Source organism: Mycobacterium sp. NGS41 (assembly GCF_059812725.1).
Map to the genome: position 1 here is coordinate 46,356 of NZ_JCALDF010000008.1, position 22,846 is coordinate 69,201.

General features: G+C 66.8%; 10 protein-coding genes and 1 pseudogene. All 11 read right to left on the bottom strand.

Features of this window, described 5'->3' with window-relative positions:
• Positions 1 to 13: 13 nt before the first annotated feature.
• Positions 14 to 6,391 carry an SDR family NAD(P)-dependent oxidoreductase gene (locus AC5Y21_RS10100; RefSeq protein ID WP_499911880.1) on the bottom strand — a complete coding sequence of 2,126 codons (6,378 nt, stop codon included), beginning with the start codon at positions 6,389 to 6,391 and terminating at the stop codon, positions 14 to 16.
• Between the two features lie 24 nt (positions 6,392 to 6,415).
• Positions 6,416 to 12,811, bottom strand: a complete 6,396-nt coding sequence (locus AC5Y21_RS10105) for an SDR family NAD(P)-dependent oxidoreductase (RefSeq protein ID WP_499911881.1) — start codon at positions 12,809 to 12,811, stop codon at positions 6,416 to 6,418.
• A 225-nt stretch (positions 12,812 to 13,036) separates the two neighbouring features.
• Positions 13,037 to 14,098: a type III polyketide synthase gene (locus tag AC5Y21_RS10110; RefSeq protein WP_499911882.1), complete on the bottom strand. Its 1,062-nt coding sequence runs from the start codon at positions 14,096 to 14,098 to the stop codon at positions 13,037 to 13,039.
• Between the two features lie 121 nt (positions 14,099 to 14,219).
• Positions 14,220 to 15,632 (bottom strand): argininosuccinate lyase, encoded by a 1,413-nt coding sequence (argH, locus tag AC5Y21_RS10115; RefSeq protein WP_499911884.1) that lies wholly within the window; start codon positions 15,630 to 15,632, stop codon positions 14,220 to 14,222.
• Between the two features lie 79 nt (positions 15,633 to 15,711).
• On the bottom strand, positions 15,712 to 16,908 hold the full coding sequence (locus AC5Y21_RS10120; RefSeq protein ID WP_499911885.1) for an argininosuccinate synthase: 1,197 nt from the start codon (positions 16,906 to 16,908) through the stop codon (positions 15,712 to 15,714).
• Between the two features lie 12 nt (positions 16,909 to 16,920).
• Positions 16,921 to 17,445 carry an arginine repressor gene (locus AC5Y21_RS10125; protein ID WP_499911887.1) on the bottom strand — a complete coding sequence of 175 codons (525 nt, stop codon included), beginning with the start codon at positions 17,443 to 17,445 and terminating at the stop codon, positions 16,921 to 16,923.
• Positions 17,421 to 18,347, bottom strand: coding sequence for an ornithine carbamoyltransferase (gene argF, locus AC5Y21_RS10130; RefSeq protein WP_499911888.1), 927 nt, complete (start codon positions 18,345 to 18,347; stop codon positions 17,421 to 17,423). Before argF ends, AC5Y21_RS10125 begins: the two co-directional genes overlap by 25 nt.
• Positions 18,344 to 19,543, bottom strand: coding sequence for an acetylornithine transaminase (locus AC5Y21_RS10135; protein ID WP_499911889.1), 1,200 nt, complete (start codon positions 19,541 to 19,543; stop codon positions 18,344 to 18,346). The genes argF and AC5Y21_RS10135 overlap by 4 nt, the downstream gene beginning before the upstream one ends.
• A gap of 4 nt (positions 19,544 to 19,547) precedes the next feature.
• On the bottom strand, positions 19,548 to 20,474 hold the full coding sequence (gene argB, locus AC5Y21_RS10140) for an acetylglutamate kinase (RefSeq protein WP_499911890.1): 927 nt from the start codon (positions 20,472 to 20,474) through the stop codon (positions 19,548 to 19,550).
• 7 nt (positions 20,475 to 20,481) lie between these two features.
• Positions 20,482 to 21,696: a bifunctional glutamate N-acetyltransferase/amino-acid acetyltransferase ArgJ gene (gene argJ, locus AC5Y21_RS10145; protein ID WP_499911892.1), complete on the bottom strand. Its 1,215-nt coding sequence runs from the start codon at positions 21,694 to 21,696 to the stop codon at positions 20,482 to 20,484.
• Positions 21,693 to 22,752, bottom strand: a pseudogene (gene argC, locus AC5Y21_RS10150) (N-acetyl-gamma-glutamyl-phosphate reductase). Before argC ends, argJ begins: the two are co-directional and overlap by 4 nt.
• Positions 22,753 to 22,846: the final 94 nt, after the last annotated feature.

Consider the following 22,846-nt stretch of genomic DNA (forward strand, 5'->3'; position numbering starts at 1 on the left):
ACCTCATTGCGGGTCATACGGGGAAATCCTCGTCGAGGATGGCCAAGAGTTCGCTTTCGGTGGCCCTGGCGATGTCGTCGTCTCCGTTGCGGAACGGGTCGGGTGGGGTCTGCGCAGCAGTCAAGTCGGACAAGATGGTTCGTATCCTTGCGCTCAGGTGTGTCTTGTCGTCTTCGGTCCAGTCGGGCTGACTGACCACCGCCTGCAGTTCGTGGGCGATCTCGTTGAAACGAGCTAGTTTGTCCGGTTCGTCGGCGGGTGTGCCGGTGTCGATCGTTGCGGCGGCAAGCTGTTCGGCCACGTACTCGGCCAGGGCGGTGGGCGTCGGGTAGTCGAAGATCGCGGTTGGTGAAACGGTGAGTCCGGTGGCGCTTTTGAGCCGGTTGCGCAGTTCGACGGCGGTCAGCGAGTCGAAGCCGAGGTCTTGAAATGCGCTGTCGGCGCTGACGTCTGCCAGAGTGCGACCCAAAACCGTTGCCGCATTGGTGCATACCAGCTCTACCAGCTGGTGGTGACGCTGCTCAGGACTCAGCCCGCGCAGCCGTTCGGCCAACCCGGAAAGAGATGCAGCGCTGTCGGTATCAGCCACCCGTCGGCGCCCCGGGCGGGTGACTAAGCCACGAAGGATGGGCGGCACCGCACCGCCTGCGCTCAGTACCGCGGTGTCGAGGTGGGTGGCGACCATGAGGGGGTGGTCGCTCAGCATTGCGTCGTCGAACAGTTGTAGGGCCTTGGGGGTGGGTAGTGGTGTCAGTCCGGCGCGGCCGATGCGGGCTTTGTCCTGGCCACCGAGGTGTTGGGTCATCGCGCTGGCTTGTTCCCACAGACCCCAGGCAATCGACAACCCGGACAGACCCTGAGCGCGCCGATGGGCGGCCAACGCATCGAGGAAACTGTTGGCCGCCGCATAGTTGCCCTGTCCCGGGCTGCCCAGGATGCCGGCCATCGAGGAAAACAGCACAAACGCAGACAAATCCAGACCCGCGGTCAGCTCATGCAGATTCCAGGCCCCATCGACCTTGGCCCGCAACACCGCATCCACCCGTTGCGGCGTCAACGACGCGATCAACCCGTCATCGAGCACTCCGGCGGCATGAAACACCCCCTTGAGCGGGTATTGCGGGTCCAGGTCGGCCAAAAGCGTTGCCACCGCGTCACGATCGGCCACATCACAGGCGACCACCGAGACCTGTGCCCCGGCGCCCTGCAGGCGTTCGGACAGCTCCGCCACACCCTCGGCTTCTGCGCCGCTGCGGCTGACCAACACCACATGAGCCACCCTATAGCGGGCCACCAGATGCCCAGCCACCGCCGAACCAGCCATCCCGGTCCCGCCGGTGATCACCACGCTGCCCCCGGCAAGCCCACCGCCAGACCCCGCCAGCACCGCATCACCCGGACCGTTGGGCACCGTCAGCACCACCTTGCCGATCTGACGGGCCTGCGAGACATAGCGATAGGCCGCCGCGGCGCTGCGCACATCAAACGTCTTGACCGGCAACGGCATCAACACATCAGCACCGAACAACCCCATCAATTCGCCCAGCATCGACCCCGTCTTGTCCGGTCCGGCCTCCATCAGATCAAACGCCCGGTACTGCACGCCGGGGTGCTCGGCTGCCACGGTTTGGGGATCGCGCAGGTCGGTCTTGCCCATTTCGATGAAATGCCCGCCGCGGGGCAGCAACCGCAACGACGCGTCCAGAAACTCACCGGCCAGCGAGTTGAGCACCACATCCACCCCAGCCCCATCGGTGGCCGCCAAGAACTTCTGCTCAAACTCCAACGACCGCGAATCACCGATATGGGTGTCGTCAAAGCCCATCGCGCGCAACGTCTCCCACTTACCGCGACTGGCCGTGACGAAAACCTCCGCACCCCAATGCCTGGCCAACTGCACCGCGGCCATTCCCACCCCGCCGGTGCCGGCATGGATCAACACCCGCTGCCCCGCCCGCAGCCCAGCCAGCACCGACAACCCATACCACGCCGTCAAAAACACCACGGGAACACCAGCGGCCTGCGCCCAGGACCACTCCGTCGGCATGCTGGTCACCAGCCGGGCATCGACCACCGCCTCAGAACCCACCACGCCCAACAATCCCATCACCGCATCACCAACAGCCAGCCCGCTCACCCCCGGACCAACCTCGACGACCACCCCGGCGCCTTCCGCCCCCACGTCGCCGCCCCCGGGATACATGCCCAAGGCCACCAACACATCCCGGAAGTTGACGCCCACCGCGGCCACCGACACCCGCACCTGGCCCGCACCGAGCTCAACTCGTGCCTGCGACCGCACCACCAGGTCCTCTAACGTGCCACCGCCACCGGGGGCCAGCCGCCATGCGCTCGCCGGTAATTCCAACACCGCGCCGGCGCCCGCGGGGGTCAAACGGGCCGCATGCACCACGCCGGAACGGACCACCAATTGCGGCTCGCCACAACCGACTACGGCGCCGACGTCGACCGATCCGTCCGAATCCACCAATACCACCCGGCCCGGATACTCCGCCTGCGCCGAACGCACCAACCCCCACACCGCAGCACCGGCCACGTCGGTAACATCCTCGCCGGCCAAACCCACCGCGCCACGAGTCAGCACCACCAATGGGCCGTGGCCCTCATCGGCAAGCGATGACTGCAACTTGCCCAAAAGCTCATGCGTGGCCGCGCGCACCCGGCCCACCACATCGTCACAATGGGCGGACGGCTCCCACACCACCGCGCCATCGTCGTTGCCGCCCAGAGCCACCGGTTGCCACGCCACCTCGAACAACCCGCCGCCACCACCAGCGGCAGCGGCCACCGCTGCCGACAACGCGCCCGCCGAGATGGGACGAACCACCAACTCCCGCACCGACAACACCGGCAAACCCGACCCATCGGCCAACTCCACCGAGACCGCCCCACTGCCGACAGGCACTACCCGCACCCGCACACGCGAGGCCCCCGCCGCATGCAAACACACCCCCTGCCACAAAAACGGCAACACGACCTGGCCCTGCTCCCCGGCCACCCCCATCGCATGCAACGCCGCATCCAACACCACCGGATGAATACCGAAACCGCCGACCGTCACACCCTCAGCGACGGCCACCTCCGCAAAAATCTCCGGCCCTCGGCGCCAGATGGCCTGCAGCCCCTGAAAGGCCGGCCCATACTCATAACCCCGGTCAGCCAAACCTCTATAAGCCCCGGCCACATCCACCACCGAGGCACCCACCGGCGGCCACACCGACAAATCGGCACCCGGCTCCGGCAGCTCTGCCGTCACAGCTCCTTGGGCGTGCAACACCCACGACGAATTAGCGCCCGCACCACGCGAATACACGCGCACTTCCCGAGAGCCCGATTCATCCGACGGATCTACCACGACCTGGAGCTGAACCCAGCCAGCCGGCGGCAACACCAGCGGAGCCAGCAACGTCAACTCCTCCACCAGCGAACAGCCGACCTCATCACCGGCCCGCAACGCCAACTCGACAAAACCCGCCCCCGGAAACAGCGCCACTCCGTCAACTACGTGGTCGGCCAACCACGCCGAATCGCCCAGGGACAACGTGCCAGTCAGTACCACGCCACCTGAATCCGGCCGCTCCACCACCGCACCCAGCAGCGGATGGTCGCCAGGTGTCAAGCCGGCCCCGCGGACATCCGCCGATCCCACCGACCCGTAAGGAAGCCAAAACCGCTGCCGCTGAAACGCATACGTCGGCAAGTCAACGCGGCGTCCACCCTCGAGCGCCGCACGCCAATCCACCTCCACGCCACTGGTGAACAAGCGGCCCAGCGCCGCCAGTATCGACTCAGCTTCCGGGCGGCGTTTGGCCAACGTCACAACCGTCACCGTCTGCTCAGCGGTCAATGACTGCTCCACCGCGGCGGTCAGGCCACCGCTGGGGCCTACCTCCACGAAAAGCTCGGATCCCGAAGCCTCGGCCGCCCGTACCCCGTCTGCGAAGCGCACCGGCCGGCGCACATGTTCGACCCAGTACTGGGGCGACCCGTACCCGGGACCGGCCAGCTCACCAGTGAGGTTGGATACCAATTCAATTCGCGGTGGTGCGGCCGAAACGCCCTCCAGTAGACGGGTAAACTCGTCGAGCATGGGCTCCATCAATGCCGAATGAAACGCGTGCGACACCGCCAAGCGATGCACCCGCCGGCCTTGCTGGGCCAGTCGCTCCACCACCGCATTCACCGGCGCATCGGCACCCGAAATCACCACCGCGCTCGGGCCGTTGACCGCCGCTATGCCGACCCCCTCGGTCAGCAATGGCGCAACTTCCGCCTCACTGGCGGCTACCGCAGCCATCACCCCGCCGGGCGGCAGCGCCGCCATCAACCGACCCCGCCCCGCCACGACTTTGGCCGCATCGGACAGTGACAACACGCCTGCAACATAGGCCGCGGTGATCTCGCCCACCGAATGACCCGTCACCACGTCCGGCACCACACCCCAGTGCTGCAACAACGCCGTGAGCGCCACCTCGACGGCGAACAACGCCGGTTGGGCGAACTCCGTACTTTCCAATAGTGCCGCGTCGGTGCCCCACATCACCTCTCGCAGCGGTAGCCGTAGATGCGGATCCAACGTCGTGACCGCCTCGTCAAAGGCCTTGGCGAACACTGGAAACCGGCTATGAAGCTCCTTACCCATGCCCAACTGCTGAGAGCCCTGCCCCGGGAACACAAAGCTCGTCTTGACTGCCGGACGGGCCCGGCCCGTCACCACGCTCGCATCCAGCTCACCGGCGGCCAGCCAGGCCAACTCGGTCATCAGTTGCTCGCGATCGGCGCCCACCACCACGGCCCGATGCTCGAACACCGACCGGGTCGTCACCAACGACCAACCCACGTCGACCGGACTCAGATCCGCATCGCCTGCCACGTGCGCGAGCAACCGCTTGGCCTGATTGCTGAGCGCCTTCGGTGAGCGGGCTGACAACACCCACGCCGTTACAGCCTCGTTGCTGTCACTCTCGGCGCCACCGCTTTCCAGGGTTTCCGGCGTCGGAGGCTGCTCTAAAATCACATGCGCGTTCGTCCCACTGATGCCGAATGACGACACCCCGGCCCGACGCGGCCCATCCCCATTCAGCCAAGGCCGCGACTCCGTCAACAGCGACACCGCCCCCGCCGACCAATCCACATGCGGCGTGGGCACATCCACGTGCAACGACTGCGGCAGGACCCCATGCCGCATCGCCTGCACCATTTTGATCACCCCGGCCACTCCAGCCGCAGCCGACGTATGACCGATGTTGGACTTGATGGACCCCAACCACAACGGCCTATCCGCAGGCCGATCCTGCCCGTAGGTCGCCAACAGTGCTTGCGCTTCAATCGGGTCCCCCAACGTGGTACCCGTCCCGTGTCCTTCGACCACGTCGACGTCCGCCGCCGTCAGGCCGGCGCTGGCCAGTGCCCCCCGGATAACCCGTTGCTGGGACGGGCCATTCGGGGCGGTCAGTCCGTTAGAGGCGCCGTCCTGATTCACCGCGGACCCTCGCACGAGTGCCAACACCGGATGGCCCAGCCGTCGCGCATCGGCCAACCGCTCCACCGCCAGGACTCCCCCGCCTTCCGACCATGCGGTTCCGTCGGCCGCACCGGCGTACACCTTGCACCGGCCGTCGGCGGCCAGCGCACGCTGGCGGCTGAACTCGACAAATGCGGCGGGAGTGGCCATCACCGTCACGCCACCGACCAGCGCCAGGTCACACTCCCCCGACCGCAACGACTGTGCCGCCAAATGCAATGCCACCAACGACGACGAACACGCCGTATCCACCGACACGGCCGGGCCTTCCAAGCCGAGTACATACGACACCCGGCCGGAGGCGACACTCAACGTCGAGCCGGTGAGCCCATAGCCCTCCAGCTCTCCTTCCACCTCGCCCCCGTAGCCGGCATGGATCACGCCGGCGAATACGCCGGTCGCCGAACCCCGCAGACCCAATGGATCAATTCCGGCCCGCTCCAAGGCTTCCCACGACAGCTCCAGCATCAACCGCTGCTGTGGATCCATCGCCAGCGCCTCGCTTGGTCCGACGCTGAAGAACCCCGCGTCGAAATCGCCCGCGTCGGCGAGAAACGAACCTTGGCGCACGTACATCTTCCCTGGAACGTCGGGATTCGGGTCGAACAGCCCCGCCACGTCCCAGCCCCGGTCGGCGGGAAAGTCCGACACCGCATCGCGGCCCTCGACCACCATGTCCCATAAGCCCTCCGGGGAGTCGACCCCGCCGGGGTACCGGCACGCCATCCCCACCAGCGCGATCGGCTCGGACTGTTTGGCTTCTAATTCCGACAGACGCCGGCGGGTGCGCCGCAGATCCGCGGTGAGCCGCTTCAGGTAATCAACGTGTTTGGTCGTGCCCGACACTGTAACTCCTTGCCGTGTCAGTCTTTAGGAGCCGAGTTCTTCGTCGAGAATGGCGAAGAGCTGGCTTTCGGTGGCGTTGCGGATGTCGTCGTCTGGGTCCTGTGCTCCGCAAGGGTCGAGACGGGCGCTGAGGGTCGTCAGCAGGGTTTGAATGCGGGTGGTGAGGTGGGTCTTGTCTTCGGGTTTCCAGTCGGGCTGGTTGAGCAGTGTTTCGAGTTCGCGGGTGATGTCGTTGAAGCGGGTTATCAAGTTTGGCTGGCTGTCGTCGGTGGTGGTGACCGCCAGCCGAGGGTCGAGGTGTTCGGCCAGCGCTGACGGGGTGGGGTAGTCGAAAATCAGCGTGGGTGAAAGGGTAAGTCCGGTGGCGTTTTTGAGCCGGTTGCGTAGTTCGACGGCGGTCAGCGAGTCGAAGCCGAGGTCTTGAAACACGCTGCCGGAGCTGATGTCTGCGGCGTCACGACGGCCCAGCACCGTCGCGGCGTTGCTTCGGACGAGGTCGACGAGTTCACGGTGCCGCTGTTCGGCCGACAGACTGTGTAACCGTGCTGCGAGGCTGGTCATGGAGGCCGCCGTGGCGTGGGTTTCGTCGATAACGCGACGGGTGGGGCGGGCGGCCAGATGGCTGAGCAGCGGGGGCAGCGCGGCGCTGTGGTCCGCTAAGGCCGCTTTGTCGACGTGGGTGGCGACCATGAGGGGGTGGCCGGTCAGCATTGCGTCGTCGAAGAGTTGCAGGGCCATTGGGGTGGACAGCGGTGCCACCCCGGCGCGGCTGATACGGGCCTTGTCTTGCTCGCCCAGGTGGCGGGTCATGCCGCTGGCTTGTTCCCACAACCCCCAGGCCACCGACAACCCGGGCAGACCCTGGGCGCGCCGATGGCTGGCCAACGCGTCGAGGAAGCTGTTTGCCGCCGCATAGTTCCCCTGCCCCGGGGTACCCACGATGCCGGCCATCGAGGAAAACAACACAAACGCCGACAAATCGCGATCCCGAGTCAACTCATGCAGATTCCAGGCCCCATCGACCTTGGCCCGCAACACCGCATCCACTCGTTGCGGCGTCAATGATTCAACCAACCCATCATCGAGCAGCCCGGCGGCATGAAACACCCCTAACAGCGGATACTGCGCCGGTAGCTGGGCGATCAGTCCTGCCACCGCGTCGCGGTCGGCCACATCACAGGCTGACACCGACACCTGAGCCCCGGCGGCCTGCAGTCGCTCGGTCAGCTCCGCAACGCCCTCGGCTTCCGTGCCCCTGCGGCTGACCAACACCACATGAGCCACCCCATAGCGGGCCACCAGATGCTCAGCCAGCGCTGCGCCAGCCATCCCGGTGCCCCCGGTGATCACCACCGTGCCTCCGGTTAGACCGCCGCCGTCGTGCACTGTCAAGACCACTTTGCCGATCTGGCGGGCCTGGCTAACGTAGCGGTAGGCCGCCGCGGCGCTGCGCACGTCAAACGTCTTGACCGGCAACGGCTCCAACACACCCGCGGCGAACAAATCCATCAACTGCGCCAACATCCGCGCCGTGCCGTCCGGGCCGGCCTCTATCAGATCAAACGCCCGATATCGCACGCCGGGGTGCTCGGCTGCCACGGTTTGGGGATCGCGCAGGTCGGTCTTGCCCATTTCGATGAAATGCCCGCCGCGGGGCAGCAACCGCAACGACGCGTCCAGGAACTCACCGGCCAGCGAGTTGAGCACCACATCCACCCCAGCCCCATCGGTGGCCGCCAAGAACTTCTGCTCAAACTCCACCGACCGCGAATCACCGATATGGGCGTCGTCAAAGCCCATCGCGCGCAACGTCTCCCACTTACCGCGACTGGCCGTGACGAAAACCTCCGCACCCCAATGCCTGGCCAACTGCACCGCGGCCATTCCCACCCCGCCGGTGCCGGCATGGATCAACACCCGCTGCCCCGCCCGCAGCCCAGCCAGCACCGACAACCCATACCACGCCGTCAAAAACACCACCGGAACACCGGCGGCCTGCGCCCAGGACCACTCCGTCGGCATGCTGGTCACCAGCCGGGCATCGACCACCGCCTCAGAACCCACCACGCCCAACAAACCCATCACCGCATCACCAACAGCCAGCCCGCTCACCCCCGGACCAACCTCCACAACTAACCCCGCACCCTCGACGCCTAACTCCCCGCCACCGGGATACATGCCCAACGCCACCAACACATCCCGGAAGTTCGCCCCCACCGCGGCCACCGACACCCGGACCTGCCCAGTGGCCAACTCCACCCGCGACGGTGATTGCACCACCAAGTCCTCGAAGGTGCCCCCCTCGCCGACGGCGACCCGCCACGGGCCAGCCGGCAAGCTCAACAGGGCGCCGGCCCCCGGCCGAGTTAACCGGGCCGCATGGACCACACCGGAACGCACCAACACCTGCGGCTCACCACACGCCACTGCCGTTTCGATGTCTACCGATCCGTCCGAGTCCACCAACACCGCCCGGCCCGGGTGCTCAGCCTGCGCTGAACGCACCAATCCCCACACCGCAGCACCGGCCAAGTCGGTTACGTTCTCCCCGGCCAAACCCACTGCCCCACGGGTCAATACCGCCAGCACGCCTGACTCGTCACCGGCCAACCACGACTGCAATACCCCCAACACCTCATGCGTAGCGTTGTACACCGCCGCTACCGTGTCCTCAGTTCGCGACGACGGCTTCCACACCACCACATCGCCAACATCCTTGCCGCCCAACGACACCGGCGACCACGTCATCTCCAGCAAGTCGCCGCCGGGACGAGAAACCGCGGCTGACAGCGCACCGGCCGAAACGGGACGGACCACCAATTCCCGCACCGACAACACCGGCAAACCCGCATCATCGGCCAATTCCACCGACACGGCCCCTGCAGCCACCGGCATCACCCGCACCCGCGCCCGCGACGCCCCCGCGGCATGCAAACACACCCCCTGCCACGAGAACGGCAACATCGTCTGCTCCTGCTCACCGGCCAATCCCATGGCATGCAACGCCGCATCGACGAGTACCGGATGAATGCCGAAACTGCCGACTTCCGCGCCGACGACTTCCGGGACGGCGACTTCGGCGAACACCGCAGTTCCGAGCCGCCACATAGCCTGCAAACCCTGAAATGCCGGACCGTACTCATAGCCTCGGCCCGCCAAGACCTGGTACGCATCACCCGCATCCACTGCGGTAGCTCCCACCGGCGGCCACACCGACAAATCGGCGGCCGGCTGCACCACTCCCGCACTCAACATGCCGTCGGCATGCAACACCCATTCCGAACCATGCTGCGCCCCAGCCGAATACACTGCCACACTGCGATGGCCCGAACTTTCCGCAGCGCCCACCACCACCTGCATCTGAACCGCATCGGCCGGCGGCAACAGCAGCGGCGTTGACAGCGTCAACTCCTCCACCACCGAACAGCCGACCTCATCACCGGCCCGCAACACCAACTCCACAAACCCCGCACCGGGAAACAGCACCACCCCGGCCACCGCGTGATCGGCCAACCAGGGTTGAGCAGCCACCGACAACCGGCCGGTCAGCACCACCCCACCGGAATCCGGGCGCTCCACCACCGCACCCAGCAACCCGTGTTGGGCCCCTGTCACCCCTAAACCGGCCAGATCGCCGCCACCGACGTTCAAGGACGGCAGCCAAAACCGCTGCCGCTGAAAGGCGTACGTCGGCAAGGCCACGCGTTGGGTACCGAAATCGGCGAACGCTGCCCGCCAATCCACCGGCACACCCGCGACATGCGCCTGACCCACCGACAGCCAGAACCGTTCCAGCCCACCGTCATCGCGGCCCAGCGACGGAATGACCACCGACTCGTCCGCGGGATGTTGGAAGGTCACCGTTTCTTCGATGCCGGCACCCAAGACAGGGTGGGGGCTGGATTCGATGAACACCCGATACCCGGCCTGGTGCGCGCTGCTTACCGCCCGCTCGAATTGCACGGTGCGGCGGATGCTCTGGTACCAGTAGTCGGCGTTCAAGCCGGAGGTGTCCATGAGCTCACCGGTGACCGTGGAAAAGAATGCAACTGGGGAGGTCTGGGGTTGGATGCCGCTCAGCGCTTCGGCGAGCGGCTCACGTATCGCGTCCACCTGCAGCGAATGTGATGCGTAGTCGACGTCGATTCGGCGGGCACGAACGTTGTCAGCCTCGCAACGTCGGATCAGCTCCTCCAACGCCTCCACGGCCCCGGCGACCACGACCGCTGAAACACCATTGACGGCGGCGATACTCAGTCGATCGCCCCCTTGAGCAAGCAAGTCCTGGGCTTTGGCCAGCCCGCAGGCGAGCGAGACCATGCCGCCCGCACCGGACAACTGCACCAACAGCCGGCTTCGCAGGGCCACCACTCGAGCGGCGTCCTCCAGCGACAACCCGCCCGCCACATAGGCTGCCGCGATCTCACCCTGTGAGTGACCGATCACCGCATCCGGGATCACGCCCGCCGCACGCCACAATTCAGCCAGCGATACCATCATGGCCCACAAGACGGGCTGCACCACATCCACCCGATCCAGCCCCGGAGCGTCCGCCGCCCCTCGTATGACGTCGATCAAGGACCACTCCACATGCTCACCGAGCGCCTTGTCGCAACGCTGCATATGGTCAGCGAATACCTTTGAGGTTTCGAGTAATTCCGCTCCCATTCCGACCCATTGCGAGCCTTGGCCGGGAAATACGAACACCGTCCTGCCCAGCGGGCGGGCACGTCCCACCACCACACCCGCGCCCGGGTCATCAGCCGCCAATCCGGCCAGTCCCGACATCAGCTGCTCCCGGTCAGCGCCGACTACCACGGCCCGATGGTCAAATGTCGAGCGCGTCGCGATCAACGACCAGCCCACATCGGCCGCAGCAAGGTCTGGATGCGCACCCACGTGTGCTCGCAACCGTTCGGCTTGACTAGCCAGCGCCTCCGCGGAGCGGGCAGATAACACCCACGGAATCACGGTGTCCGTCGGATCAGGTGCCGCCGCAACTGGTTCCAGCGGCGGATCCGGTGCGGGAGGTTCTTCCAAAATCACGTGCGCATTCGTCCCGCTGATTCCGAACGACGAGACACCCGCCCGGCGCGGCCGATTCGGCTGGGGCCAGGGTCGTGCCTCAGTCAACAACGACACCGCTCCGGCCGACCAATCCACATGCGGCGTGGGCACATCCACATGCAACGTCTTCGGCATCATCTGATGGCGCATCGCCTGCACCATTTTGATCACCCCGGCCGCGCCGGCCGCGGCCGACGTGTGCCCCATGTTCGATTTGATCGATCCAAGCCACAACGGCCGATCCGACGGCCGATCCTGCCCATAGGTCGCCAAAAGCGCCTGCGCCTCAATCGGATCCCCCAGCGTGGTACCCGTCCCATGCCCCTCGACCAAGTCCACATCTCCGGAGCCCAGTCGCCCATTGGTCAGGGCTGCGCGGATCACCCGCTGCTGCGACGGCCCATTAGGGGTTGCCAGGCCGTTCGAGGCGCCATCCTGATTGACCGCCGATCCCCGGACGATCGCCCATACCTGATGTCCCAACCGTTGCGCGTCGGCCAGCCGCTCCAGCACTAATACACCGACGCCCTCGGAGAATCCGGTGCCGTCGGCGGCACCGGCATATGCCTTGCAGCGGCCGTCGGCGGCCAGCGCCCGTTGCCGACTGAACTCGATGAACATCGCCGGTGTGGCCATCACGGTCACCCCACCGGCCAGCGCCAGGTCGCATTCCCCCGACCGCAACGACTGCGCCGCCAAATGCAATGCCACCAACGACGACGAACACGCCGTATCCACCGACACCGCCGGGCCTTCCAGCCCCAGCGTGTAAGCCACCCGTCCAGACGCCACGCTCAATGTCGAACCGCGCAGTCCGTACCTCTCCAGATCCTCCGGAACCCGGCCCTGGCCGCCATACGAGCCGTGGAAGACCCCGGCGAACACCCCGGTTGCCGAACCCCGCAGCTCCAGCGGATCAATGCCGGTGCGCTCCAACGCTTCCCACGAGACCTCCAACAGCAATCGCTGTTGCGGATCCATCGCCAGCGCCTCGCTGGGGGCAATGCCGAAGAATGCGGCATCGAAGTCAGCCACGTCTGCCAGGAACCCGCCGCTGCGGCTGTACGACTTGCCTATCGCATCCGGGTCCGGATCGAACAACCCGCCCAGCTCCCAGCCACGATCCGCCGGAAAGGCCGATACCACATCGCGGCCCGCGGCCACCATGTCCCACAACGCTTCCGGCGAATCCACCCCGCCCGGATACCGGCACGCCATCCCTACCACCGCCACCGGCTCGGTTGGTCCCCCGGCCAGTGATGCCAGATACTCGCGGTTCTCCCGCTTCAGCCGCTCATTTTCCTTGAGAGACTTGCGGAGCGCCCGAATGAGGTCATCCTGAGTGCTGTTCATACGACTCGGCCTCTCGTGTCACTCCACCAAACAAGTAAAAAACGAACGAGGATGGAGCGGCCGAACGCGATAGATAGCTTGACCGACTCAGCAAACCGAGTGTCACCCACACCGCCGACCACGGACCGCGCCTTCCCCAAACCCCCCACCAAAGTCGAGCCGTCCCATCGCCGTCACCTGTTCCGGGCCAGGTTTACGGGGCGAGGGAAAGCTCACAGGCGCCCATCAGTGCCAGTGCAGCAAAACAAGTTCGGAACAGAATCCGGGACCCATCGCAATCATCAGTCCCGGGCTCTCGCTGGGTGGCGGCTTGGCGATGGTGTCACGCAGCACATGCAGCACCGAAGCCGACGACAGGTTGCCGATTTCGCCCAGCGAGCGCCACGTCAGCTCTAAGGCCTCCGCCGGCAGGTCGAGGCTCTCATTGATCGCCTCGATGATCTTGGGTCCTCCCGGATGGCTCACCCAAGCGCCGATGTCGGTGGTGCTCAGGCCGTGCGCAGCGAGAAACGTGCCGACGTCGTCGCCGATATATTTCCGGACCAAAGCCGCGAGGTCTTTCGACAGCACGAGCTCGAATCCGGTGGTGCCGACGTCGTAACCCATGGTGCGCAGCGAGTCCGGGTACAGGGTGCTGCGGGAATCGACGATGTCGGGCCCGCCGGCGTCCACCTGTTCGGCGCGACGATCGCCGACGGCTATCACCGCGGCCGCCCCGTCAGCAAACAGGGCGCTGCCGACCAGACCCGCCAGCGACGGCTTGTAGCCCGGGTAGGTGAGTGAGCAGAGTTCGACCGAGATCAGGGCGGCGACGCCGTCCGGTGCGCCGCGCAGGTAGTCGTGCAGCCGCGCCACGCCCGCCGCGCCGGCCACGCAGCCAAGCCCGAACAGCGGAACCCGCCGCACATCGGAGCGCAGCCCGAGCCGTGCGGCGACCCGGGCATCCAGCGACGGGACCGCGACACCGGTGACCGTCGTGGTGATGAGCACGTCGAGGTCCTGCGGTTGCAGGCCGGCCTCGTCAAGCGCACCCAACAGCGCCTCGCAGCCAAGATCCACCGCTTTATCGATGTAAATGCGGTTGGCTTCGCCGAAGTCGGTCAGTCGCGGATACTGTTCCAGCGGCAGTACCAGGTGGCGACTGTTGACTTTGGCGCTGGCGTGCAGCTGCCGGACGATGTCTTCGTAACCCTCGAAATCCGGGATGCTGACGAAGAAGTCGGTGAGCTCTTTTTGGGAATAGCGATAGGGCGGCACCGCTCCGAACACACCTGCGATCACGCTCATTGGTCCCACCCCTTGGTTACGAACATTTGGGCCTGAAGGTTCACCCGATCGCTTGAAGCTGCTTGGAGTTTAGTCGGCTTCCCACCGCCCGGCAAAAAGCGGCAAACAATACGACACGCGTCTAACAGCGCAGACGCTCTCTGAGCACATCGCAGTTCGTCAGGACCCCCCTCAGTTGGTCAGCAACTCGACTCGGGGCGGTGCCGCCGCGGGCATCACGCGACGACACCGAGCCCTCGATCGTCAGCACATCCCGGACTCGCGAGGTCAGCTCGGGGCTGATTGCGGCCAGCTCGTCGTCGGTCAGCTCCTCGAGCCCGACACCGCGCTGCTCGGCGGTACGCACGGCGGCACCAGCGGCCTCATGCGCGGCACGAAACGGGACACCTTGGCGCACAAGCCATTCAGCGATATCGGTGGCCAGCGCATAGCCGGCCGGGGCCAGTTCCGCCATCCGCTCGACGTTGAACGTCAAGTTGGCTACCAGCCCAGCCATCGCCGGCAACAGCAACTGCAGCTGGGCCACCGAATCGAATACCGGCTCTTTGTCCTCCTGCAGGTCGCGGTTGTAGGCCAAAGGTTGGGCCTTCAGCGTCGCCAGCAACCCGGCCAGGTTCCCGATCAGCCGCCCGGACTTGCCGCGTGCCAGCTCAGCAATGTCGGGGTTCTTCTTCTGCGGCATGATCGAGCTACCGGTGGACCATGAATCGTGCAACGTGACGTAACCGAATTCCGTCGAGCTCCACAGGATGATGTCCTCGGCAAGCCGCGACAAGTCGACGGCGATCATGGCGAACACGAACGCCGCCTCGGCGGCGAAGTCCCGGGCGGCGGTCGCGTCGACAGAATTGTCCGCGGCGGCCGTGAAACCCAGATCCGCGGCGATCGCGTCGGGATCCAGGCCCAGCGACGAGCCGGCCAGCGCGCCCGAGCCGTACGGCGACACCGCGGCGCGCTTGTCGAAATCGACGATCCGGTCGACGTCGCGCAGCAACGGGTGGGCGTGGGCGAGCAGGTGGTGGGCCAGCAGGATGGGCTGGGCGGACTGCAGATGGGTCTTGCCGGGCATGATGGCTGTCGGGTGCGCGCCGGCCTGCGCGGCCAGCGCGGCGACGACGTCGAGTGCACCGGCTGCTATCCGGCGCACCGCGTCCCGCAGCCACATCCGGAACAGCGTGGCCACCTGGTCGTTGCGCGACCGCCCGGCCCGCAATCGGCCACCCAGGTCGGGCCCCACCCGGTCGATCAGCCCGCGCTCCAGCGCGGCGTGCACGTCCTCGTCGCTGACCAGCGGGCCGAAGCTGCCATCGGCGACGTCCGCGGCCAGGCTGTCCAGGCCGGCCAACAGCCCGTCGCGCTGCTCTTCTGTCAGCAGGCCGGCGCGGTACAGCACCACGGTGTGCGCCCGGGATGCGGTGATGTCGTAGGGAGCCAGCACCCAATCGAAGTGGGTGGATTTGCTCAGCGCGGCCAGCGCGTCAGCCGGGCCGTCGGCGAACCGCCCGCCCCACAGCGACCCCTCGTTGGTGCTCATTTTTCTTGCGCGAGCAGACGCAGAATCGCACTGACACGCCGATAAACGTGCGATTCTGTGTCTGCTCGCCAGAAGACCGTCACCGCAGGTCCCGGCGGGCGGCGAGCTTCGAGGACAGGCCGTGCACGTAGACGAAGCCCTTCGACATCGACTGGTCGAAGGAGTCGCCCTCGTCGTAGGTGGCCAGGTTGAAGTCGTACAGCGACTCGGCACTGCGCCTGCCGTTGACCGCGATGTGGCCGCCATGCAGCACCAGCCGGACTTCGCCGGAGACGTGCTCCTGGGTCTTGGCGACGAAGCTCTCCAGCGCGATCTTCAGCGGCGAATACCACAAGCCGTCGTACACCAGCTCGGCCCAGCGCTGGTCGGTCTGACGCTTGAACCGGCCCAGCTCGCGCTCCAGCGTGACGTGTTCGAGTTCGGCGTGGGCGGTGATGAGCACCATCGCCCCGGGCGCCTCGTAGATCTCGCGGCTCTTGATGCCCACCAGCCGGTCCTCGACGACGTCGAGGCGCCCTACGCCCTGGGCACCGGCGCGGCGGTTGAGCTCCTCGATGGCCTGCAGCACTGACACCGGTTTGCCGTCGACGGACACCGGCACTCCCCGCTCGAATCCGACGATCACCTCGTCGGGCGTGCTCCAATTCAGCGTGGGATCTTCGGTGTAGTCGTAGACGTCCTTGGTGGGCGCATTCCACAGGTGCTCGAGGAAGCCGGTTTCCACCGCGCGGCCCCAGACGTTCTGGTCGATCGAGAACGGTGAGCGTTTGGTGACGTTGATCGGGATGGCGTTCTCCTCGGCGAACGCGATCGCCTTTTCGCGGGTCCACGCATAGTCGCGGACCGGCGCGAGCACCTCGAGATCCGGTGCCAGCGAGGCGAATCCGACCTCGAACCGGACCTGGTCGTTGCCTTTGCCGGTGCAGCCGTGCGCGACGATCCCGCCACCGTGCTCACGGGCGGCCGCGACCAGGTGTTTGACGATCAGCGGTCGGCTGATCGCCGACACCAGCGGATAGCGGTCCATGTAGAGCGCGTTGCTGAGGATTGTGGGCAGGCAGTAACCCTCGGCGAACTCGTCGCGGGCATCGACGACGACGGCCTCGACGGCACCGCAGTCCAGCGCCCGCTGGCGGACCACCTCCATGTCCTCGCCGCCCTGGCCGAGGTCGATTGCCACCGCCACGACCTCACGGCCGGTCTCCTTGCCTATCCAGCTGATCGCCACCGAGGTGTCCAGACCGCCGGAATACGCCAGGATGACTCGCTCTGACATGAACCGATCTCCTTACCGAATGTTCTCGAACATGCCAGCGAGTTCCGCGCCAGTCATCGGCTCTCGGGCAACCACAAGGATGGTGTCATCACCGGCGACGGTGCCGACGACCTGGGGCAGGGCCGCGCGGTCGATGGCGCTGGCCAAGTAGTGCGCCGCGCCCGGCGGCGTGCGCAACACGGCAAGGTTGGCGCTTGCGTCGGTCGACACCAGCAATTCGCTGAGCAGCCGCGACATCCGGTCGGTGCCGCCGGAAACGCCGCGGACCGGGCTGCCGTCCTCGGGCACGATGTACACGCCGCTGCCGCCGTCGGCGCCGCGCAGTTTCACCGCGCCGAGTTCCTCGAGGTCTCGCGACAGCGTTGCCTGGGTTACGTCGATGCCCTCGCCGGCCAGCAGGGCCGCCAACTCGTTCTGGCTGCGCACCGACGCCGACGACAGGATCGCCACGATGCGGGCCTGCCGCCCGGCGCGGGTCGTTTCGGGTGCAGTCTTCGAGCGAGTCGAGCCAGTCACAGGCGCCGCTCCAAAAGCCACACCAGCAGCGCCTTCTGGGCGTGCAGCCGGTTTTCCGCCTCGTCCCACACCGCGCTGGACGGGCCGTCTATCACCTCGTCGGTGATCTCTTCCCCGCGGTGGGCGGGCAGGCAGTGCAGCACAATCGCTTCCGGCCCCGCCAGCCCGAGCAGTCGGCCATTCAGCTGAAACGGCCGGAACGGCCCGACCCGGTCCAGCCCGTCGTTCTCCTGTCCCATCGACGTCCAGGTGTCCGTCACCAGCACATCGGCACCCACTGCGGCCGCGTCGGCGTCGGCGGTCACCGTTACCGAGCCGCCGGTCGCCTTTCCGCGTTGCTCGGCCGCGGCCACCACCCCCGGGTCGGGCAGGAAGCCGTCGGGAGCGGCGACGGTGACGTGGACGCCGGCGGTCGCCCCGCCGAGCATCAGCGAGTGGGCCATGTTGTTGGCGCCGTCGCCGAAGTAGGACAACCGCAGTCCGCGCAATTCACCCCGACGTTCGGCAATGGTCTGCAGATCGGCCAGCACCTGGCAGGGATGGAACTCGTCGGACAGCGCATTGACCACGGGCACGGTTGCAGTGGACGCCATCGCGGTCAACCGGTCCTGGCCGAAGGTGCGCCAGACGATGGCATCGACATAGCGGGACAGCACTTTCGCGGTGTCCTGCAGGGTTTCTTCGCGACCCAGTTGGGTGCTGCGGCCGTCGACGACGACGGCGTGTCCGCCGAGTTGCACTATCCCCATCTCGAACGAGAAGCGGGTGCGGGTGGAGTTCTTGTCGAAGATGACCGCGACACCGCGGGGACCCTCAAGCGGACGACGGCTGAGTGGGTCCTTCTTGAGCTCGGCGGCAAGCTCGAGGACTTCGGTCTGTTCTTCCGGCGTCAGGTTGTCGTCGCGAAGAAAATGTCTGGTCATGTCTCGGCCCCCGCGGCTCCGGCGGCGTCGAGAATGCTCGGCAGGGCGTCGATAAAGGCGTCGATCTGGGCTTCGGTGATGACCAGCGGCGGCGCCAACCGGATCACGTCGGGGGCAGGCGCATTGACCAGGTACCCCGCATCGCGGGCCGCCGCCTCGGCGTCCTTGGCATGCGGCGCGGTCAGCACCACCCCGATCAGCAATCCGCGGCCGCGGACCTGCCCGATCAGCGGGTGCCCGAGGGATTCGATGCCGTGCCGTAGCGATTTGCCCAGCACGTCGGCGCGCCGGACCAGGTCCTCGGCCGCCAGCACCCGCAGCACGGCCAGCGCCGCGGCGGTACACACCGGGTTGCCGCCGAAGGTGCTGCCGTGCAGTCCCGGGGTCAGCAGTTCGGCGGCCGGCCCGACGGCCAGGCACGCCCCGATGGGCAGCCCGCCGCCGAGTCCTTTGGCCAGTGTCACCACGTCCGGGGTGATGCCGTCGTGCTGGTGAGCGAAAAACGCTCCGGTGCGGCCCATTCCGGTTTGCACCTCGTCGAGTATCAGCAAGGTGCCGTGGCGCGACGTGATCTCGCGGGCGGCGACGAGGTAGCCCTCGGGTGGGACGACGACACCGCTCTCGCCCATGATCGGCTCGAGGAATACCGCCGCGGTGTCGTCGCCGACCGCGGCGGCCAGCGCGTCGACGTCGCCGTAGCGGACGTGGGTGACGTAGCCGGGCAGCGGCTCGAACGGCGCCTGCTTGCTCGGCTGACCGGTCAGTGCCAGCGAGCCCATCGTGCGGCCATGGAAGGCCTCTTGTGCCGCAACCAATTTCGTCCGGCCGGTAAGCCGCGACAGCTTGAACGCCACCTCATTGGCCTCGGTGCCGGAATTGCAGAAGAACACCCGGGCTGCGGTGTCGGCTCCCAGCAGCGCGACCAGCTCCTCAGCCAGCGCGATACCGGGTTCGGTGGCGTACAGGTTGGAGGTGTGGCCCAGCGTGGACAGCTGCTGCGTCACCGCCTCGATCACCGCGGGGTGGCGATGGCCCAGCACGTTGACCGCGATGCCGCCGAGCAAGTCGACGTAGGCCTTGCCGTCGACGTCGGTGACCACGGCGCCGTCTCCGCTGGCCAAGACCACCGGCGGAGTGCCGTAGTTGTTCATCATCACGGCCTGCCACCGCTGCTGGACCGTTTCGGTGCGGCTCATACGCTTACCACCTGCGCCGCTCCTCCTCAGCTTTTCGCTCTGCATCGTCGCGGGCTCGCACCACCTTGGTGCCGGTGCCTGTGTCGGTGAACAGTTCCACCAACACACAGTGCTTGACCCGCCCGTCGATGACATGCGCGCTGGGAACGCCGCCGGTGACGGCCCGCAGGCACGCCTCGATCTTGGGGATCATGCCCGTCTCCAGAGTCGGCAGCAGTTGCGTCAGTGTGGCCGTGTCGATTTCGCTGACCAGCGAATCCCGGTCCGGCCAGCTGGTGTAGAGACCTTCGATATCGGTGAGCATCAACAGCTTTTCGGCTCCCAACGCTTCGGCCAGCGCCGCCGCCGCGGTGTCGGCATTGATGTTGTGTACCACTCCGTCAGCGTCCGGCGCGAGGGTAGACACCACCGGAATACGCCGCGCCGCAATCAGATCCAGCAACGCGGCGGTGTTCACCTGATCGACGTCACCGACCAGCCCGATGTCGGTGGCAACGCCGTCGACGGTGACGCTGCGGCGCACCGCGGTGAAAAGTTGCGCGTCTTCGCCGGTAATGCCCACCGCGTATGGTCCGTGGGCGTTGATCAGGTTGACCAATTCGCGGCCCACCTGACCGAACAGCACCATCCGGGCCACGTCGAGCACTTCAGGTGTGGTGACCCGGAATCCGCCCTTGAAATCGCCCTCGATGCCCAGCCGACGCAGCATGGCGGTGATCTGCGGTCCGCCGCCGTGCACGACGACGGGATGGATGCCGCAGTTACGCAGAAACGCCATGTCGGCGGCGAACGCGGACCGCAGCGTGTCATCGGTCATGGCGTTGCCGCCGTATTTGACCACGACGATCCTGCCGTGCAATTGCTTGAGCCACGGCAGCGCTTCGGCCAGCACCTGCGCTTTGACCGGGGTCGGCAACGCTTGAACGTTCACAAGGCGCTCACGAGCTGTAGGCCGAATTCTCTTCGACGTAGCCATGCGACAGGTCCGTGGTCCGGATGGCGGCGTTGCCGTCACCGACACGCAGGTCGACCACGATATCGATATCCGGCCCGGACAGGTCCACCTCGCGCGCGCCCGGAGCGCCTACACCATCTATGCATACCGCGGAACCGTTGAATGACACGGTGATTCGGTCAGGGTCGAGAGTGACCGGCGCCATGCCGACGGCCGCGAGCACCCGGCCCCAGTTCGGGTCGGACCCGAATACTGCTGTCTTGACCAGGCTGTCGCGGGCGACGAGGCGGGCGGCGATCAGCGCCTCGTCCTCGCTTCCCGCCCCGGTCACCATCACGGTGAGACGTTTGGTGACGCCTTCGGCGTCGGCTTGCAGCTGTGCGCACAGATCGTCACAGACTTGCAGCACCGCGTCGTCGAGATCGGCCTGGTCCGGGGTGATTGCGCTAGCCCCCGAGGCGAGCAGCAGCACGGTGTCGTTGGTGGAGCAGCAGCCGTCGATGTCGAGCCGGTCGAACGTGCGCGCGGCGGCGCGGCGCAACGCCTGGTCGAGCGCCGCCGGTTCGGCGAGCGCGTCGGTGGTGAGCACGCACAGCATGGTGGCCAGCGACGGTGCCAGCATGCCCGCCCCCTTGGCCATCCCCCCCACCGTCCAGTTGTCCCGATGATGCAGCGCAACCTGTTTGGCCACGGTGTCGGTGGTCATGATGGCGTGGGCAGCGTCGTCGCCGCCGTTCAGCCCGCCGGCCATCTCGTGCACGATCTCGCTGACGCCGGCGAGAACTCTGTCCATCGGCAACCGGTCGCCGATCAGTCCGGTGGAACACACACCGACCTCGATGGCACCGGTTTCGGTTCCCCAGTCCGACAGCGCCGCGGCGACCGCCTCGGCGGTGGCGTGCGTGTCCTGGAAGCCGCCTGGGCCGGTACACGCGTTGGCACCGCCGGAGTTGAGGATCACCGCGCGCAGCCGGCCCGTGGTCAGCGCCTGTTGCGTCCACAGCACCGGCGCGGCCTTGACCTTGTTGCGAGTGAACACACCCGCGGCGGCATAGTCGGGACCCTCGTTGAACACCAGCGCCAGGTCGCGGGCCCCCGACACCTTGATTCCGGCGGCGATACCGGCGGCCCGAAAACCGGCCGGGGCGGTGACACCCTGCGCACGCACCAGCCTTGCCGCACTGACTGTTTCGGTCACGGCGCCACCCCGACCACCGACAGGCCCTCGGTCTCCGGCCAGCCCAACGCCAGGTTCATCGACTGGATCGCGGCGCCGGCCGTGCCCTTGACCAGGTTGTCGATCGCGGCGATCGCCACGAACGTCTCGGCGGCTTCGTCCACCGCGACGGCGACGTGCGCGGCATTGCTGCCGATCACCGAACCCGTGCGGGGCAGCTGCCCCTCGGGCATCAGATAGATGAACGGTTCGGCATCGTAAGCCTTTTCGTAGGCCGCCCGTAGCTGCGAGAGCGGTGACCGGGTGCGCGCCGTGCAGGTGGCCAGGATGCCCCGGGAAGCGGGGATGAGCACCGGGATAAACGACACCGTGACGTCACGGCCGGTCACACCCCGCAGTCCCTGAGCGATCTCGGGGGTATGGCGATGGGCGCCGGCGATGTTGTAGGCGCGCGCCGATCCGATGACCTCCGAACCGAGCAGGTCCGTCTTGGCCGCGCGGCCCGCGCCGGAGGTGCCGCTGACCGCAACCACCGTGACCGCGGGTTCGATGAGGTCCTCGGCCACCGCGGGCAGCAGCGCCAGCAGTGCCGCAGTCGGATAGCAGCCCGGAACCGCGATGCGCCGCGCGTCGCGCAACCGATCGCGCGCACCCGGTAGCTCGGGTAGCCCGTAGGGCCAGCTGCCGGCATGCGGGGATCCGTAGAACCGCTCCCACGCGGCTGGATCGGTCAGCCGAAAGTCCGCGCCGCAGTCGATGATCAGCGTTTCGGGGCTCAATTGTTCGGCGAGCGCGGCCGAATGCCCGTGCGGCAGGCCCAGGAAAACGACGTCGTGGCCGTCGAGCACCGCCAGCTCAGTGGGTTCGACCACCCGCTGCGCCAGTGGGGTTAGGTGTGGATGGTGCTCTCCGAGTGTGGTTCCGGCACTGGTCGCGGCGGTCACCGCGCCGATCGTCAGCCGACCGCCGCCGTACGCGGGATGCCCGAGCAGCAGGCGCAGAATCTCCCCACCGGCGTAGCCGCTGGCACCGGCTACTGCCACGCTTATCGGGTCGGCCATTCGGTCGATTTTGCATGGTTATGCATTGGTTTGCAAATTCATTCTCGATGTGGTCTCGGAGTCGCATCCATCACATCAGTCACGCGTGTCTCTGCGGGCCTCGGCAAGTG